General features: G+C 62.2%; 18 protein-coding genes. 12 read left to right on the forward strand and 6 right to left on the reverse strand.

The features are described 5' to 3' along the window. Positions 1–73: 73 nt before the first annotated feature. The 5 genes from ACP7B7_RS05145 to ACP7B7_RS05165 all read left to right on the forward strand — a co-directional run bounded on the left by ACP7B7_RS05145 (position 74) and on the right by ACP7B7_RS05165 (position 4,477). Positions 74–742: a TetR/AcrR family transcriptional regulator gene (locus ACP7B7_RS05145; RefSeq protein ID WP_426075949.1), complete on the forward strand. Its 669-nt coding sequence runs from the start codon at positions 74–76 to the stop codon at positions 740–742. Between the two features lies 1 nt (position 743). Next, a complete protein-coding gene (locus ACP7B7_RS05150) occupies positions 744–1,592 on the forward strand; it encodes a PhzF family phenazine biosynthesis protein (protein WP_426075950.1) in 849 nt (282 codons plus the stop codon). Between the two features lie 228 nt (positions 1,593–1,820). Beyond that, positions 1,821–2,501 carry a type 1 glutamine amidotransferase domain-containing protein gene (locus ACP7B7_RS05155; RefSeq protein ID WP_308925728.1) on the forward strand — a complete coding sequence of 227 codons (681 nt, stop codon included), beginning with the start codon at positions 1,821–1,823 and terminating at the stop codon, positions 2,499–2,501. 72 nt (positions 2,502–2,573) lie between these two features. Then, a complete protein-coding gene (locus tag ACP7B7_RS05160; RefSeq protein ID WP_426075951.1) occupies positions 2,574–3,728 on the forward strand; it encodes an alkene reductase in 1,155 nt (384 codons plus the stop codon). Positions 3,729–3,736: 8 nt separating this feature from the next. Next, positions 3,737–4,477, forward strand: coding sequence for an SDR family oxidoreductase (locus ACP7B7_RS05165; RefSeq protein WP_426076058.1), 741 nt, complete (start codon positions 3,737–3,739; stop codon positions 4,475–4,477). Between the two features lie 20 nt (positions 4,478–4,497). Here ACP7B7_RS05165 and ACP7B7_RS05170 read toward each other — a convergent pair whose 3' ends face one another. Continuing rightward, positions 4,498–4,734 (reverse strand): hypothetical protein, encoded by a 237-nt coding sequence (locus ACP7B7_RS05170; protein ID WP_426075952.1) that lies wholly within the window; start codon positions 4,732–4,734, stop codon positions 4,498–4,500. 42 nt (positions 4,735–4,776) lie between these two features. On the opposite strand from ACP7B7_RS05170, the gene ACP7B7_RS05175 reads away from it, so the two are divergent. After that, complete coding sequence (locus tag ACP7B7_RS05175) at positions 4,777–5,193, forward strand: DUF6088 family protein (protein WP_426075953.1); 417 nt, start codon at positions 4,777–4,779, stop codon at positions 5,191–5,193. After that, positions 5,165–6,154, forward strand: a complete 990-nt coding sequence (locus ACP7B7_RS05180) for a nucleotidyl transferase AbiEii/AbiGii toxin family protein (RefSeq protein WP_426075954.1) — start codon at positions 5,165–5,167, stop codon at positions 6,152–6,154. Before ACP7B7_RS05175 ends, ACP7B7_RS05180 begins: the two co-directional genes overlap by 29 nt. A 20-nt stretch (positions 6,155–6,174) precedes the next feature. Here ACP7B7_RS05180 and ACP7B7_RS05185 read toward each other — a convergent pair whose 3' ends face one another. Beyond that, the gene (locus ACP7B7_RS05185) at positions 6,175–6,870 is read right to left on the reverse strand and encodes a glutathione binding-like protein (RefSeq protein WP_426075955.1); all 696 of its coding nucleotides are present in this window, start codon (positions 6,868–6,870) and stop codon (positions 6,175–6,177) included. A 130-nt stretch (positions 6,871–7,000) separates the two neighbouring features. Between ACP7B7_RS05185 and ACP7B7_RS05190 the strand changes: the two genes are divergently transcribed. From ACP7B7_RS05190 to cynR, 3 genes are all read left to right on the forward strand, one after another. After that, positions 7,001–7,888 carry a LysR substrate-binding domain-containing protein gene (locus ACP7B7_RS05190; protein WP_426075956.1) on the forward strand — a complete coding sequence of 296 codons (888 nt, stop codon included), beginning with the start codon at positions 7,001–7,003 and terminating at the stop codon, positions 7,886–7,888. Between the two features lie 154 nt (positions 7,889–8,042). Further along, the gene (locus ACP7B7_RS05195) at positions 8,043–8,522 is read left to right on the forward strand and encodes a DUF1348 family protein (RefSeq protein WP_426075957.1); all 480 of its coding nucleotides are present in this window, start codon (positions 8,043–8,045) and stop codon (positions 8,520–8,522) included. Between the two features lie 68 nt (positions 8,523–8,590). Further along, on the forward strand, positions 8,591–9,481 hold the full coding sequence (cynR, locus tag ACP7B7_RS05200; protein WP_426075958.1) for a transcriptional regulator CynR: 891 nt from the start codon (positions 8,591–8,593) through the stop codon (positions 9,479–9,481). 32 nt (positions 9,482–9,513) lie between these two features. Here the strand turns inward: cynR and ACP7B7_RS05205 are convergent, their stop codons facing one another. Together ACP7B7_RS05205 and ACP7B7_RS05210 are read right to left on the reverse strand one after the other, a co-directional pair. Then, the gene (locus ACP7B7_RS05205) at positions 9,514–10,911 is read right to left on the reverse strand and encodes an NAD-dependent succinate-semialdehyde dehydrogenase (protein ID WP_426075959.1); all 1,398 of its coding nucleotides are present in this window, start codon (positions 10,909–10,911) and stop codon (positions 9,514–9,516) included. Between the two features lie 96 nt (positions 10,912–11,007). Next, positions 11,008–11,832 (reverse strand): helix-turn-helix transcriptional regulator, encoded by an 825-nt coding sequence (locus ACP7B7_RS05210; protein ID WP_426075960.1) that lies wholly within the window; start codon positions 11,830–11,832, stop codon positions 11,008–11,010. A 268-nt stretch (positions 11,833–12,100) separates the two neighbouring features. On the opposite strand from ACP7B7_RS05210, the gene ACP7B7_RS05215 reads away from it, so the two are divergent. Together ACP7B7_RS05215 and ACP7B7_RS05220 are read left to right on the forward strand one after the other, a co-directional pair. Beyond that, positions 12,101–13,588 carry a SulP family inorganic anion transporter gene (locus ACP7B7_RS05215; protein ID WP_426075961.1) on the forward strand — a complete coding sequence of 496 codons (1,488 nt, stop codon included), beginning with the start codon at positions 12,101–12,103 and terminating at the stop codon, positions 13,586–13,588. A gap of 2 nt (positions 13,589–13,590) precedes the next feature. Further along, a complete protein-coding gene (locus ACP7B7_RS05220) occupies positions 13,591–14,082 on the forward strand; it encodes a hypothetical protein (protein WP_426075962.1) in 492 nt (163 codons plus the stop codon). Here ACP7B7_RS05220 and ACP7B7_RS05225 read toward each other — a convergent pair whose 3' ends face one another. Both ACP7B7_RS05225 and ACP7B7_RS05230 read right to left on the reverse strand, forming a co-directional pair. Continuing rightward, on the reverse strand, positions 14,083–15,312 hold the full coding sequence (locus ACP7B7_RS05225) for a hypothetical protein (RefSeq protein ID WP_426075963.1): 1,230 nt from the start codon (positions 15,310–15,312) through the stop codon (positions 14,083–14,085). A gap of 108 nt (positions 15,313–15,420) precedes the next feature. Further along, complete coding sequence (locus ACP7B7_RS05230) at positions 15,421–16,254, reverse strand: AraC family transcriptional regulator (RefSeq protein WP_308925568.1); 834 nt, start codon at positions 16,252–16,254, stop codon at positions 15,421–15,423. Positions 16,255–16,296: the final 42 nt, after the last annotated feature.

Genomic DNA, 16,296 nt, shown 5'->3' on the forward strand with positions numbered 1-16,296 from the left:
TTGCTTTCTTCTCGGTTTGCCAGCGCAAAAATTCGCTTGACGTGGAAGGAAAATAATATGAGCATTAGCTCACATGAACAACTCGCAATCCAAAGCGGCCGGTGCGCGGCGCCTGAACCCGCGCAAGGCCCCGTCCCAGCCGCGTTCGGCGCATACGGTCGAGGCCATACTCGAAGGGGCGGCTCACATTCTGGAACAGCATGGACTGGACGGCTACACCACCAATGCGATCGCGGCACGGGCCGGCGTCAGTATCGGTTCGCTGTATCAATACTTTCCGACCAAGGATGCGGTGACGGTGGCGCTGATCGAACGCGAGCGGACCGAGCTGGTGCGTGACGCGATGCAGGCGCTGGCGCAAGCGGACCGGCGTGCGGCCTTGCACCAACTGATCGCGGTCGCCGTGCGCCACCAGTTGCGCCGGCCCGCCTTGGCGGCGCTGCTCGATTTCGAGCAGCATCGTTTGTCGGCGCTGATGCCGGCCTCCGGCAATGGCGCCGCCATGCATGCGGCGCTGGCCGGTTTCGTGCGCGGTGGCCACTTGAATGCCATGCTGGCGCCGGAACTGGCCGCCTCGGAGTTGATCGCCATCATCAGCGCGCTGACGGACGCCGCTGGCCGCCGTGGCCATGTCGATCCGCTACCGCTGGCCGCGCGGATCGAGGCCGTGGTGCTGGCTTATCTCGCTACGCTTTCATCTCAAGCAGGCGGCAGCGATGCCCGCATGCAGAACAAGGAATGACATGACCCGACGCTTCAAACAGATCGATGTGTTTACCGCCGTGCCGCTCAAAGGCAATCCGTTGGCCGTGATCCTCGACGCCGACGGACTCTCGGACGCGCAGATGCAAGCGATCGCCCGCTGGACCAACCTGTCCGAAACCACCTTCGTGCTGCCCGCCACCGACCCTGCCGCCGATTACCGCGTGCGCATTTTCACGACCCAGGAGGAATTTCCGTTTGCCGGCCATCCCACCCTGGGCACGGCCCATGCGCTGCTGGAAGTGGGGCTGCGGCCGAAAACGCCCGGCGTGCTGGTGCAACAGTGCGGCATCGGCCTGGTGCCGGTAAGGATGGGCGCCAATGGTGCGCTGGGATTTGGCGCGCCGCCGGCGCAGCTCGACCCTATGGATAATGAACTATTGCCGCTGCTGCACGCCACCCTCGGACTCGATCGCTTGCCGGCGCGGCATCCTCCGGTGGTGGCCAACATGGGCATCTGCTGGCTGGTGATGCGCCTCGCCTCGGCGGCGGACTGCCTGGCTGTGGTGCCGAATGCCGTGGCGCTGGCCGAACTGATGCGGCGCAGCGCCAGCAATGGCGTGGCGATCTACGGCGCCCATGCCGCGGGCGGCCCGGCCGATATGGAAGTGCGCGCTTTCACGGTGGAGAATGGCGTGCTGCTGGAAGACCCGGTCACCGGCAGCGCCAACGCCTGCATCGCCCGCTTGATGCCGGGCCACGATTATCGCGTGCGGCAGGGCACGGCAATCGGCCGCGATGGCCGCGTCACCGTGGTCCATGATGCCGATGGGCCGTGGATTTGTGGACGGTCGGTGACCATCATCGACGGCATGCTGAGGACGAAATAAATAAAATGAGAATACTCTAGACGACCGGTCTAATCGTTGCTATAGTGGTGTCCATGCACAGTGCCTGGCCGTCAAGATGAGGACGACGGCGCGCCAACTGCGGCATCTTTCCCGGCGTCAGGGAGTGCAGTCCGGGCATGTCATTTGATCCGCTTTTTTTACATTATTTTTAGACGACCAGTCTAATATTTTTTAATTTTTAACTTTCTTTGGAGTAAAGACATGAGCATGAAAAAAGTACTGATGGTCCTGACCTCGCATGACACGCTGGGCAACACCGGCCGCAAGACCGGCTTCTGGCTGGAAGAGCTGGCCGCGCCGTATTACGTGTTCAAGGATGCCGGCATGGACATCGTGCTGGCCTCGCCGGCCGGCGGCCAGCCGCCACTGGACCCGAAAAGCAATGAACCGTCGTTCCAGACCGAAATGACGCACCGCTTCGAGGCCGACGCGGCAGCGACGGCGCAGCTGGCCTCCACCGTGCGCCTCGATACCGTCGACCAGGCCGACTTCGACACCGTGTTTTACCCGGGCGGCCACGGCCCGCTGTGGGACCTGGCCGAAGACCGGCATTCGATCGCGCTGATCGAAGCCTTTGTCGCCGCCAACAAGCCGGTGGCGCTGGTCTGCCACGCACCGGGCGTGCTGCGCCACGTCAAGGCGGCAGATGGCCGGCCGCTGGTCGAAGGCAAGAAGGTGTCGGGCTTTACCAATACCGAAGAGGAAGGCGTGGGTTTGACCGACGTGGTGCCGTTCCTGGTCGAAGACGAACTCAGGAAACTGGGCGGCGATTATTCGAAGGGACCGGACTGGGCTTCCTACGTGGTGCGCGACGGCTTGCTGATCACGGGCCAGAATCCCGGTTCGTCGGCCGCCGCCGCCGCGCTGCTGCTGCAGCAAATCGCGTAAGCAGCCAGCAGCCAGGCCGGCGCGTTCAGGCGAGCGCGCCGGCAGTCACCCCATTTTTTACAAAGCGAAACCATGAGCAACCATACAGCACTGCTGACGCCGATCACGTTTGGCCGGCACACCCTGAAAAACCGCATCATGCTGCCGCCGCTGACACGCCAGCGAGCGGCCCAGCCCGGCGATCTGCCCACCGAACTGATGGCCACGTATTACAGCCAGCGCGCCGGCGCCGGCCTGATGGTGACCGAAGGCGCGCAGATCGAGCCGCGCGGCCAGGGCTACGCCTGGACTCCCGGCATCTACAGCAAAGAACAGATCGACGGCTGGCGCAAGGTCACCGCGGCGGTGCATGCCGAAGGCGGCGTGATCTTCGCCCAGCTGTGGCATGTCGGGCGCGTCTCGCACACGGCGCTGCAGCCCGCTGGCGCGGCACCGATCGCACCATCGGCGATCCCGGCGCAACAGGCCAAGGCCTTTATTGAAACCGCGCCCGGCGCCGGCACGCTGGTGGCGCCGTCGGTGCCGCAGGCCCTGAGCGTGGCCGGAGTGAAAGAGGTGGTGGCGCTGTACGCACAGGCCGCGCAAAACGCGCTCGACGCCGGCTTCGATGGCGTCGAGATCCATGCGGCCAATGGCTACCTGGTGAACCAGTTCATCTCGGCACACGCCAATGCGCGCACCGACGACTACGGCGGCTCCTTGCAGAACCGCCTGCGCTTCCTGCGCGAGATCGTCGCGGCGGTGGCCGCCGTGGTCGGGCCCGGGCGGCTGGGCGTGCGCTTCACGCCGCTGTTTGCCGGCACCGAGCAGGACCGGGTCTATATCGGCCTGGTGGAAGACGATCCGCACGCCACTTATATCGAGGCGATCAAGGTGCTGGAGCAGGCCGGCGTCGGCTACCTGTCGATCGCCGAGGCGGACTGGGACAACGCGCCCGAACTGCCGGAAGATTTCCGGCGCGCCGTACGGCGCACTTTCAGCGGCCTGATCGTCTACGCCGGCCGCTATACGGCCGAGCGCGCCGCGCGCCTGGTCGAAGCGCAGCTGGCCGACCTGATCGCCTTTGGCCGGCCGTTTATCGCCAACCCCGATCTGCCGCTGCGCATCGCCAACGGCTGGCCGCTCAACGCGATCAACCCGGCCACGATGTATGGCGGCGGCGAGCAAGGCTATACCGATTATCCCGCCTATGCGGAACTGACAACTCACACAAAGGAAGCAGCATGAACAACAGTATGAGCAGCAATATCGAAGGCAAGGTTGTATTGATCACCGGTGGCAGCACCGGCATCGGCGCGGAAGTGGCGCGCCTGCTGGCCAGCCGCGGCGCCAGGGTGGCGATTGCGGCGCGCCGCAAGGACAAGCTCGACGAGGTGGTGGCGGCGATTGCCGCCGCCGGCGGCGCGGCCAGGGCGTATCAGCTCGATGTGACCGACAAGAAACAGGTCGAGGCCGTGGTGGCCGCCACGGTGGCCGATTTCGGCCGTCTCGACGTGCTGATCAATAACGCCGGCCTGATGCCGATCCGCCCGATGTCGGAAGTCAACACCGACGAGTGGGACGCGATGATCGACGTCAACCTGAAGGGAACCTTGTACGGCATCGCCGCCGCGCTGCCACGCTTCCTGGCGCAGGAAAGCGGCCATATCATCAATCTCAGTTCGGTCGCCGGCGTCAAGGTGTTCGCACCGGGCGGCACCGTGTATTCGGGCACCAAGTTCGCCGTTTCGGCCATTTCCGAAGGCCTGCGCCAGGAAGTGGGCGACAAGATCCGCGTCACCTCGATCGCGCCGGGCGCGGTCGACAGCGACCTCAAGCACAGCACCTCGGGCACCGCCACCGACACCGTGCTCGACTTTTACAAGCAGGCCATTCCCGCCGCCTCGGTGGCGCGCGCGATCGCGTTCGCCATCGAACAGCCGGCCGATGTCGATATCAACGAAATCGTGCTGCGCCCGACGCATCAGGTGTTTTGAGCACGCGATTCTCCTCTCACTTATTGCCTGAATAATGCTGTGAATTCAATCAAACATATTGCTGCTGCATAGGCTATCACCGGCCAACGACGTGGCGGCTGACCACGCTCGCCGCCACGGCTCTGTTGTTGCCTGATGGTAGACTTCAAGTGATCTGCCGGCGTCAATGCCTGCTTGGCGCCATCATCGTTCAAGTGACCATGGTATACTGATGTCATGATTGCGGATTGATGGAGAAATTCATTTAAAATCATCATTTTAAATGAAAAATTTTTTGCACATGATGATCGGCGCCTGAAATGATTCTCGAAAATCGTATAAAAATATCAGTTGGCAAAAGGAAAGATGACGTCTTTCTGAAACGCGATTTTAGTGCCATGGGCAGCGAGGCTCAACTTACTCGCGCGCTTCGTCAGCTTGTTGCATCCGGGGTTATCGTCAGATTAGGTATAGGCGTGTATGCCAAGGCCAAGAAAAGTGCGCTCACTGGAATGCCTATTCCAGTTCGGCCTGTTGCCGTACTCGCTCCCGATGCATTGAAAAAAATGGGCGTCGCAGTCTTCCCGAGCAAACTTGTCCAGGACTACAACGCCGGACGCACAACGCAACTCCCCGTGAATGAAGTCGTTAATACAGGGCGGCGCCGAATCAGCCGCAAGTTGGCTTTTGGGAAGCAAGAGATAACTTATGAAAACGATTTCGCCATCGCAACGTGATTTGATCGATGCGATCGTTACCGAGTCTGGCGGTAGCGCGGCATTGCTCGAAAAGGATATTCATGTAACCGATGCCCTCAAGGTATTGTTCGCGTTGAAATTTGACAAGTGTCGTTTTGTCTTTTGTGGTGGTACAAGCTTGTCGAAGGCATATGGTGTCATTGAACGAATGTCGGAAGATGTGGATCTGAAAATTGTCATGAGCAGCAATCACGGCCTCAGTCGATCCGGCATGAAAAATTATTTGCGTGATGTGCACAAGCAAGTCAACGAAGCAATGATGCGCTTTGGATTTGAAGAAGACGCCGGCAGAAAGGTATTGAACGAATATCGGTATTGTGCGAGTAGTTGGCTCTATCACTCAGAATACGGCGCCAGTACGGCCTTGCGACCGCATCTGAGCTTGGAGTTCACGGTACGTGATCCTCAGTTTGCTACGGTAGTCGCACCAATTTCTTACTTGATGGAAAGGTTGGGTGCGCCGGCAACCGCAGCGCTATCAATTGAATGCATTGCTATCGAAGAAACAATGGCTGAAAAAGTGCTCTCTTTTCTCCGCCGCCACGCGCTGCACCGAGCTGGTGAAATGAAGCAAGAGTGGGATCAAGCATTGGTACGCCATATTTACGATATTTATTGCATCGAAAAGTTTGACTCCAATATTTCTGGCAAAGCTGTCGCCCGTTTCTCCGCACTGGTAGAGTTTGATCGCACTGAATTCGGTAGCGATAAAGCGTTCGCAGATAGCCCCAAAGCATGCCTGCTTGGTGCATTGGCGGCCGCGGAACACGAAAAACAAACCGCAACCGAATATGACGTGCAGCTTTTGCCTCTTGTTTATGGTCAGATGCGGCCCGACTTTGCCACTGCTTTTGCCACATTCAAAAGGGTCAGCCTCGCTCTTTTGGATACGCTGGGCGAACCTGCCGATCCGATGGCTTCGGATCAGCCAGCCAAGTAATCCTCACGGATACTTGTTAATCACGGGGTAGCAATCCCCTTGATCACCGCCGGGCGCTCCACGAAGCGCGCCAGCGCCCGCTGCACATTCGGATAGTGTTCGGTGCCCAGCAACTCGGCCGCTTCGTAATAGCCGCCGAGGATGCGTACCCAGGGAAAAATCGCGATATCGGCGATCGTGTATTGCTCGCCCATGATCCAGTCGCGGCCCGTCAGGCGCTGTTCCAGCACGGCCAGCAGCCGCTTCGCTTCCGTCACATAGCGCTGCAAGGGACGCTTGTCCTCATACTCTTTGCCGGCAAAGCGGTGAAAGAATCCCACCTGGCCGAACATCGGCCCCACGCCACCCATCTGGAACATCAGCCACTGGATGGTTTCATAGCGCAGCGCCGGGTCCGCAGGCAGGAATTGTCCGGTTTTTTCCGCCAGGTACAGCAGGATCGCGCCCGACTCGAACAGCGCCAGCGGCTTTCCGTTGGGGCCTGCCGGGTCTATGATGGCGGGAATCTTGTTGTTGGGATTGAGTGACAGGAAGGGCGACGACAGCACGCCGTCCTGGTCCAGCATAATGCGGTGCGCCTCGTAGGGCAGCCCGGTTTCTTCCAGCATGATGGAGACCTTGACGCCGTTCGGCGTGGCCAGCGAATACAGCTGGATGCGCTCAGGGTGAGACGCGGGCCATTTTTCGGTAATGGGAAAGTCGGAGAGAGCGTGCATGGTTGCCTTGAGGTCGAGGTGAACAGGATGATGTGCCTGTATTCTCGCCGATGTGCGTGGCGCGGTGAAGTGGTGCTCCTGACAAAGTGTTTGAACCCAAGGTAAAGAATCATGACGGCACAGGCAGGCAATGGATAAACTGAAATGCATGGAAGCGCTGGTGAATGTCGTCGAGGCGGGCAACTTCACGCTGGCGGGCAAGAAACTGGGCATCACCACCGTGATGGTCGGGCGGCAGATACGCCAGCTGGAAGAGCTGCTGGGCACGCGCCTGCTCAAGCGCAATACGCGCAAACAAAGCCTGACCGATGCCGGCCTGCTGTTTTATCGCAGCGCCAGGGAAATCCTCGACCAACTGGCCCGCGCCCAGGAAGCGGTGCAGGATGTGGATGCGGAACCGAGCGGCAAATTGCGTGTCGCGGCGCCCGTATCGATGGGCGGCACGCTGATTGCGCCGCTGATCGTTGCCTACCAGCAGCGCTATCCGCAAGTGGAGATCGAACTGGTGCTGGCGCATGCCATGGTCGACCTGATCGAGGAGGGCGTCGACCTGGCGGTGCGCGTGGGCACCTTGCCCGATTCGGGCCTGGTGGCGCGGCCCTTGCGCCCGTACCAGAACCTTGTCTGCGCCTCGCCCGCCTATCTGGCGCGCCATGGCACGCTGCGCGAGTGGCGCGATTTGAAAGACCACCGCTGCCTGGTGCATCAGTCCTGGCAGCCCGAATGGATGGCGGCGGATGGCAGCGTGCTGGCGTGGCCCACCCAGCAGGCGTTCTCGGCCAACGATGGCCAGGCCTTGCGCGCTGCGGCGCTGGCCGGCGCCGGCCTGATATTGCAACCCGAGGTGATGCTGGCCGAGGACATCCGCAGCGGCAAGCTGGTGGTGGTGCTGGAACACTGCGCACCGCCGCCGCTGCCGGTGCACCTGCTGTATTTGCAGGACCCGTATCCGCGCCGCCGGCTGGCCAGCCTGGTCGATTTCCTGGTGGCGCAGCTGGGTGGCAACGGAGCGGCGTGAGCACCGTTGCCGTCCCATTCCAGCTATTGGTATTGCCTATCGGTATTATAAGAAATTGATCTTGGACACTATGGCCGGTTTTCAGTACGCTAGCTTGCAGTAGATTCCTCGCGGCCATGTTGGCCGTCCCGTTCTTTTTGACCAGGAGATGCAAATGTCAGATGCACCGATCACACGCCCACCGCTGCCGCCATTCACCCTCGAGACGGCAATCGAAAAAGTCCGGCTGGCCGAAGATGGCTGGAACAGCCGCGATGCAGCCAGGGTCGCCCTGGCCTATACCGTCGATACCCAATGGCGCAACCGCACCGAGTTCGCCGACAACCGCGATGAGGCGCGCGCTTTTTTGGAACGCAAATGGCGCAAGGAGCTGGACTACCGCCTGATCAAGGAGCTGTGGGCATACGATGGCAACCGCATCGCCGTGCGCTATGCCTATGAGTGGCACGATGACTCCGGCAACTGGTTCCGCTCGTACGGCAATGAAAACTGGGAGTTTGCGGCGGACGGACTGATGCAGCGCCGTTTTGCCTGCATCAACGACATGCCCATCGCTGAGTCGGAGCGGAAATATCACTGGCCGTTGGGGCGCCGTCCCGATGATCATCCTGGCTTGAGCGAACTGGGCTTGTAAGCCGGCGAGCACGGCCTTCCAAGTTCGGCGATACACTGTGATGCTTCGCTTCCAGAGACTGCCCGCTCATGCTATTACGCCATATCCGATATTTTCTGGCCGTTGCCGAGCATCAAAATTTTACCCAGGCCGCCGCTGCGCTGCATGTGTCGCAACCGACGTTGTCGCAGCAAATGAAGCAGCTCGAAGAGTCGTTGGGTGCTCGTTTGTTTGACCGGTCGGCGAAGAACGTGCGCCTCACCGATGCGGGCGAGGCGTGGAAGCATTATGCGAAACGCGCCTTGCAGGATATCGACGCCGGTGCCAGGGCGGTGCATGAGGTCGGCACCTTGGTGCGCGGCACCCTGCGTTTCGCGGCACCGCCAACTTTTACTCCTTACCTGATTGGCGCGGCCATCGACCGCTTTTACCGCCTGTATCCAGGAGTAACCATTCATTTTTCTGAAATCGACCAGGACCAGATCGAAGCATGGCTGGTGGACGACAAGCTCGACGTCGGCTTGGGTTTTGATTCGGTGCACCTGGCCGAGTTTGAAAGCGCAGCGATATTCCTTGAAACGCTCAGCTTTGTGGTGGGCGCCGCGCACCGGTGCGCAAGGCAGGCCGCGGCGATGACGTTGACGCAGTTCCAGGCCGAGCCGCTGGTGCTGCTGAACCAGGCCTTTGCCACCCGGCAGCATATCAATGCCTATTGCAAGGCGCATGACATCGTGCCGCATGTCGCCGTCGAGGTCAATTCTATCAGCGCACTGGTGGAAGTGGTCCAGCGCGGCATGCTCGGCACCGTGCTGCCGAATCAGATCACTGCCATCCACCAGGAGCTGGTCGCGATTGCGCTTGAGCCGCCAATGCCGCCGCGGAAAATTTCAGTGCTACGGCGCAAAGGCGCCCATCACTCTGCCGCCAGTACCGCTTTTATCGCGGTGCTGAAAGCCTGTTTTGGCGAGTTGGCAAGCTGAGCGGTCAATATTGCCGGCCTGACGCCATGACCTCAGCCGACCGTCTTGGCCCACACCGTCTGCGCATTGGTAAATTCACGCAAGCCGAAGTGCGACAGTTCGCGCCCGTAGCCGCTCTTCTTGACGCCGCCGACGGGAATGCGGGCGTTGGTGGCCGGGTAGCCGTTGATAAAGACGCCACCGGTTTCCAGGCGCCGCGCGATGCGCTGGGCACGTTGGACATTGCTGGTCCACAGGCTGCCGCCCAGGCCGTAGTCGCTGGTATTGGCCAGCTCGATGGCGTGCTCGGCGTTGTCGGCCACCGTAATGGCGGCCACCGGCCCGAAGGTTTCCTCGTCGAAGGCGGCCATGCCGGGCAGCACGCCGGTCAGCACGGTCGGCGCATAGTAGTTGCCCGGCCCGTTGACCTTGTGACCACCGAGCGCGAGGGTGGCGCCGGCCGCCAGCGTGCGTTCGACCTGGCCATGTAACTCATCGCGCAGGTCGCCGCGCGCCATCGGGCCGATGGCGGTGGCGGGATCGAACGGATCGCCGGCCCTCACTTGTTGCGCGGCGGCGATGAATTTGCGCGTGAATTCCTCGGCGATCGGCTGTTCCAGGATAAAGCGCTTGGCCGCCAGGCAGACCTGGCCTGCGTTCTGGAAGCGCGCTTCGATGCCGGCTTTGACCGCCAGGTCGACATTGGCGTCGGCCAGCACGATAAAGGCGTCGGCGCCGCCCAGTTCCAGCAGGCTTTTCTTGAGCGCCTTGCCGGCAGTGGCGGCCACGGCGGAACCGGCGCGCATGCTGCCCGTCAAGGTCACGGCCGCGATGCGCGGGTCTTCAATCACGCGCGCCACCGTGTCGTTAGCGGCCACCAGGTTGGCAAACAGGCCGGGCGGAAAGCCGGCCGCTTCATAAGCTTGCTGCAGCGCATAGGCAGAGCCCATCACGTTCGGTGCGTGTTTCAACAGAAAGCCATTGCCGGACAACATGATCGGACCCGAGGCGCGCACCACCTGCCACAGCGGGAAATTCCACGGCATCACGCCCAGCACGGTGCCGACCGGCAGGTACGACACGTAAATCTGGTCGCCGCCGTCGGCCGCCACCGCTTCGTCGGCCAGGATGGCCGGACCATTGTCGGCAAGCCAGTCGAGGGTGGCGGCGCATTTTTCCACCTCGCCGCGTGCCGCAGCAATCGTCTTGCCCATTTCAGTGGTGATCAGCGCGGCCAGCGTTTCCGAACGCTCGCGCAGGATGGCGGACAGGCGGCGATACGCGGCCACGCGCTCGTGCATCGGCGTGGCGCGCCACAGGCGGAAGGCGGCGGCGCTGGCGTCGAGCAGCAGCTCGATCTGGGCCGGCGTCTGGCTGGCATAGGTGGCGATCAGCTCGCCGGTGGCGGAGTTGCGTGAAGTGGCGCCGGCAGCGGTGGTCGAAACGGACATAGCAGTACCTCCATGATGGTTGGGGCGGCGCACCGGGCGCCGCGATGAGCATCAGTGTAGGCAGGCCGGGCGGGGCGAAGAAGGCGTGTTGTTATCCTATGACCGCGAGTCCCTGGCAGCGGGCCGCGGGATATACGTGACCAGCGACAGGTCCGGCCGCCCCTGGGGTGTGAGGGAGACATAGGTGAATTCCAGCGTCTGGCCATTCGCGTCGCGCAGGCGCTTGCGGCCTTCGTCGAAGCCCTTGACGTCGCTGCCTTGCCACCAGTCGCGAAATTCCGGGCTCTGCCCGGACAGCTCTTCGACCAGGCTGTCGAAGGGCGCGGCCTGGTCCTGCCCTTGCGCCTGCGCCTGGGCCCGGTTGGCGCGGAAGGTGCAAAGCATGCCGCGTGCCATTTGCTCCCAGTCGAGGATGCGGCTGCGGTAGGGCAGGTACAAGAACAGCAGGCGCAAGGTGTTGCGCTCGTGCGGCGCCAGCATGCCGTAATCGATGAACAGCGCGGCAACCGCGTCGTTCCAGGCCAGGATGTCGAGGCGGCTGTTGCGTACATAGGCCGGGATCGGATCGATGGCGCGCACCAGCAGCTCGAGGCCGGCGCTGACGCCGCCGCCGGTGGCGATGGCGGGCGGTTCGAGCGAACTCAAGGCAAACAGGTGGGCCGCTTCCACCCGGTTCAGTTTGAAGACCTTGGCGATGCGTTGCAAGGCCTCGGGCGAAGGCTGGATATCGCGCCCCTGTTCCAGCCAGGTGTACCAGCTGACGCTGACGCCGGCCAATACCGCCACCTCTTCCCGGCGCAGGCCGGGAGTGCGGCGCGGTCCTTCGGGCAAGCCGAATTGCTGCGGCTGCAGGCGGGCGCGCCGGCTGGACAGAAAGGCGCCAAATTCGCGCCGTTGTTCGGAGGAGGGCCGGCTTGCCATCGATTTTTCTCTCTTCTAATTAAATGTTTCCGCTATTGTCGGATATTTTTGACGATGCTGGCTGGACCGGGCAATCTTGTATAATCCGAAGCTGGCCCAGCAGCGCCGCCCGGCGCGCGGTTTATCGTCCCATTCCGCCATACCGATGTAGTCATTGACCTTCCAACGGTTAACGCCACCTGCCAGTTTCCCTTGCGAAACTGATGCTTGCTTGCGCCTGGATACACGGCACCAGGGCGCCATTTCTCTGTTTTAACTGGATAGTTCAATGATCAATGCAGCGTTTCGGGCCGAATGGTTCCCGAATATACAAAAGAATTTTCTCGCCGGGCTGACCACTTCGTTTGCGCTGGTGCCCGAGTGCATCGCGTTTGCCCTGGTGGCCCAGCTCAATCCGCTGATGGGCCTGTATGGCGCCTTTATTATCTGCGCCATGACGGCCGTGTTCGGCGGCCGGCCCGGCATGATCTCGGGCGCGGCCGGCTCGATGGCGGTAGTGATCGTGGCGCTGGTCGCCCAGCATGGCGTGCAATACCTGCTGGCCACCGTGGTGCTAAGCGGCATCATCATGGCGCTGTTCGGCATCTTGCGCCTGGGCAAGTTGATCCGCATGGTGCCGCATCCGGTGATGCTGGGCTTCGTGAACGGCCTGGCGATCGTGATCGCCATGGCGCAGCTGGAACACTTTCGCCAGAATACGCCGCAAGGCCATGGCTGGCTGCAGGGTACGCCGCTGGCCGTGATGTGCGCGCTGGTGGCGCTGACCATGGCCATCGTCTACCTGCTGCCGCGTTTGACGAAAGCCGTGCCGCCGGCGCTGGTGGCGATACTCGGCGTAGGCGTGCTCAGCTATGCACTGCAACTGCCGACGCGCACCCTGGGCGACCTGGCGCATATCGCCGGCGGCCTGCCGGCCCTGCATTGGCCCACGGTGCCGTTCAATGGCGAGACCTTGCGCATCATTTTCCCGTATGCGGCGCTGATGGCGATGGTGGGCTTGCTGGAAACCTTGCTGACGTTTAACCTGACCGATGAAATGACGGAAACGCGCGGCCAGCCGAATCGCGAATGCGTGGCGCTCGGTGCGTCGAACGTGGTGTCGGGCCTGTTTGGCGGCATGGGCGGTTGCGCCATGATCGGCCAGACCATGATCAACCTGAGTTCGGGCGGCCGTTCGCGCCTGTCGGGCCTGACCAGCGGCGTGATGATTTTATTGTTTATCCTGTTCCTGTCGCCGCTGATCGAGCGCATTCCGCTGGCCGCGCTGGTGGGCGTGATGTTCGTGGTGGCGCAGGAAACGTTTGCCTGGGGTTCGCTGCGCGTGCTGGGCAAGGTGCCGAAACAGGATGCGCTGGTGATCGTCGCCGTCACCATCATCACCGTATTGACCGACCTGGCGATGGCGGTGGTGTGCGGCATCATTATCGCGGCTCTCAATTTTGCATGGCAACATGCGCGCGAGATGCGCGCCGATATCGATGACAGTACGGCAGGCGAGCGTGTCTACCTGCCGCATGGCACCCTGTTTTTCGCCTCGACCGCGCATTTCCAGGAACTGTTCCAGCCGGCCACCGACCCGGCGCGCGTGGTACTCGATTGCAAGCATCTGCATATGGCTGACCATTCGGCGATCGCCGCGCTGGAAAGCCTGTATGAGCGCTACGACCGGGCAGGCAAGCATCTGCAGGTGCGGCATCTGTCCAAGCGCAATGAAGCGCTGCTGGCGCGCGCCGGCGTCGATGTGGGCATGGCCTGAACATGATTAACGTACTTGAAGAAGAGGTGGCAATGCTGTCGCGTGAACAGGAAGAACAATTGCAGCGCAGCCTGGCGGCGTTCGATATCCATTACGACGAGCTGGGCAGTGCGCTGGTCGGCTTTGTCGAGCGACTGGGCATGCAGCCGGCGCATGAAGTGCTGAACAATGCGGGCGAATACCTGCCTTATATCGACGCGGCCATGCGCACGATTGCGATTCGCGATGAAAGCTGGCAATGGGTGAAAACCATGCTTGGTTACTTTTTAGGCGAGTATTTCGTGCAGACCCATGCCGGTTGCTGGTACGTGGAAACGCGGCCGCAGTCGCCGCATTTCTGCCGCACCATGGTGGGCGGCTTTGAAACGGGTTTGCCGCTCGATGCCGCCATCGAACCCGAGGCGCTGGCGCTGGCCTTCCTGGCCCAGCCTTTGCCGCGCGAACTGGCCAAGCTGGTCAGCGACACCGAAGCGAGCCTGGCCGGCCAGCACTGATTACTTGTTCATGACTTTGGTGCCCCATATCTCGTCGTAATCGGCATTGTGCGCCCGGGTAAAACCGGCTGCATCGCTGCGGCCTTCGTCGACCTGCTTGCCGTCGCGCGAGATGAGGTAATGGCGGTTGCCCGCATCTTGCTTGCCCTGGTAAGTAAGCTGCACACGGTACACCGCCTTGCTTTCTTCGGCGACCGGTGCCGGCCTGGCCTGCGTGGCGGCGGGCCGCACGGACTGTATTTGCAATAGCGGCGTACTCTGCTGCGGCCGCGATGCCAGCCACTGCGTGAAAGCGGCGTCTTGCCCGGTAGTCAAGGTATCGGATTCGGGCCAGACATACAGGAATGTCACCGGCGTAGCAGGTGATACGCTGCTGGCAGGCAAGCGCCATTCCACGATGCGCTTGCTGCTGCCGGCCAACGTGCGCAGGGTCAGCAGGCTGGCATTCGGATGCAATGCCTGCTCCGTCAGCGGGCTGCCCGGCGTGCCGCCGGCCAGTTCCGCCAGCACCAGCCGCTGGTTGTCCGCTTCCAGTGCGTTCAGCGACAGCGCGCGCAGGTAGCGCGTGCGCAGGCTGAAGCGATAAGGAGTTCCTTGCAGCATGAACTTGCCCTCGGTGCGCATGGCCTCGTGCCAGCCGGGCAGGGGGTACAGCTTGACCATGCCGTGCATGACGCAAAAGCCATCCTGTGCCTGCCGTGCCGGAGGGAACGGTGTGCTGGAGACATCGCTGGCCGCCAGGATTTCCCTGGCGCGCTGTTCCGTCACGTCCTGCAAACGGCTGACAGCGCTCTTCCTGAAGCGCATGGTGGTGCCGTCGCGATGGATAAAGCCGGTGACCTGCACCACGTTCGGATCGAAGGGCTGCTGGTCCTCTTCGCGCGCGACGATCAATACACCGTCGTGATGCGGCAATGTTTCCACCGGTTTCAGCAGTTGCCGCACGCGCGCGCCATCGACGCTCGCCCGCGCAGCCAGCACGCGCCGGCGATAGCTGGCCGCGTCTTCGCGCCAGGTGTCGATATCGCCCCAGTAAAATTGCGTGGTGCCGCCGAGGAACTGCAAGGGCGCTTGCGCGGTGACGGCCAGGCGGCCGATGCAGTAGCCAGGGCTGGCAGGCGCAGCCGGCATGGCGCCGGTATGCTGGCGTGGGCCAGTGCCGCAACCTTGCAGGATGGCGGCGCCCAGCAGCATCAGCGGCAGGGCCAGGCGGTTGACGGACAGGTGCACGGCGCTTCCTTCAAAAAGATCGAAGCGCGATTGTAGCGGCGACGCTGCCTTTCCCGCTGTTACCCGGATATCGTGGCTTGCGTTGGACAGTGGTCGTGCGCTGGCGCATCATCCGTTCGATTGCAAGTAGCGCCCCGGCGTTTCGCCCAGAATTTTACGGAACATGAGCACAAAATTACTCGCGTTCTCGTAGCCCAGGCCGTCTGCGACATCCTGTACCGTCGCGCCCCTGGCCAGCCATTGCAGGGCGAGCAGGATATGAATTTGCCTGCGCCAGCGTCCGAAACTCATGCCGGTTTCTCTGGAGACCAGGCGCGAGAGAGTGCGCGCACTGATGTCCATCCGGTGTGCCCAGGAGTCGATGCTTCCCGGAGCGGAGGGATTCGCCATGATCCACTCGACCAGTTTGCGCAGCCGCTTGTCTGTCGGCATGGGCAAATGAATTTGCCCGGGCTGCGCCAACGCCATTTCGTCGAGAAGCAAGGTCATCATGCGTGACGCCATGCCGCCTTCCTCATAGCGCATCGGCAATGCCGCTGAACGGATGACCAGCTCGCGCAGCAGCGGCGTGGTCGGCAAGGTGCAGCAATATCGCGGCATCGCGTCGCCCACGGAAGGATCGACATAGACCACGTAACACTCGACCGTGCCGGCCGTCTCCATGCGATGGAGCACGCCGCCAGGTACCCAGATGGCGCTTCCCGGCGGCACCAGCCAGAAGCCGCCGGCGACCTCGCAGGTAAGCACCCCACGCAGCCACAGCAGGAACTGACCTTTGCGATGGTGGTGGAAGTGCGCTTCCTTGCCGCTGTCGATCAGGGGCCGGCCGTCGGGGCCCGTGGCCGCCATGTCCAGGCCGGCGGCGCCGACGGTCATCACGGGCCGCGGCACGGTATCCGGGTCTTCCCAGTCGATGGAGATGGCGTCGCTGAAAACAGGCATCGGGAACTTTCAAACAGGTCGGATAGGTGTGGCAAGAATTCA

Origin of the sequence: Janthinobacterium sp. PSPC3-1 (genome assembly GCF_049896105.1) — a bacterium.
Classification (GTDB): domain Bacteria; phylum Pseudomonadota; class Gammaproteobacteria; order Burkholderiales; family Burkholderiaceae_D; genus Janthinobacterium.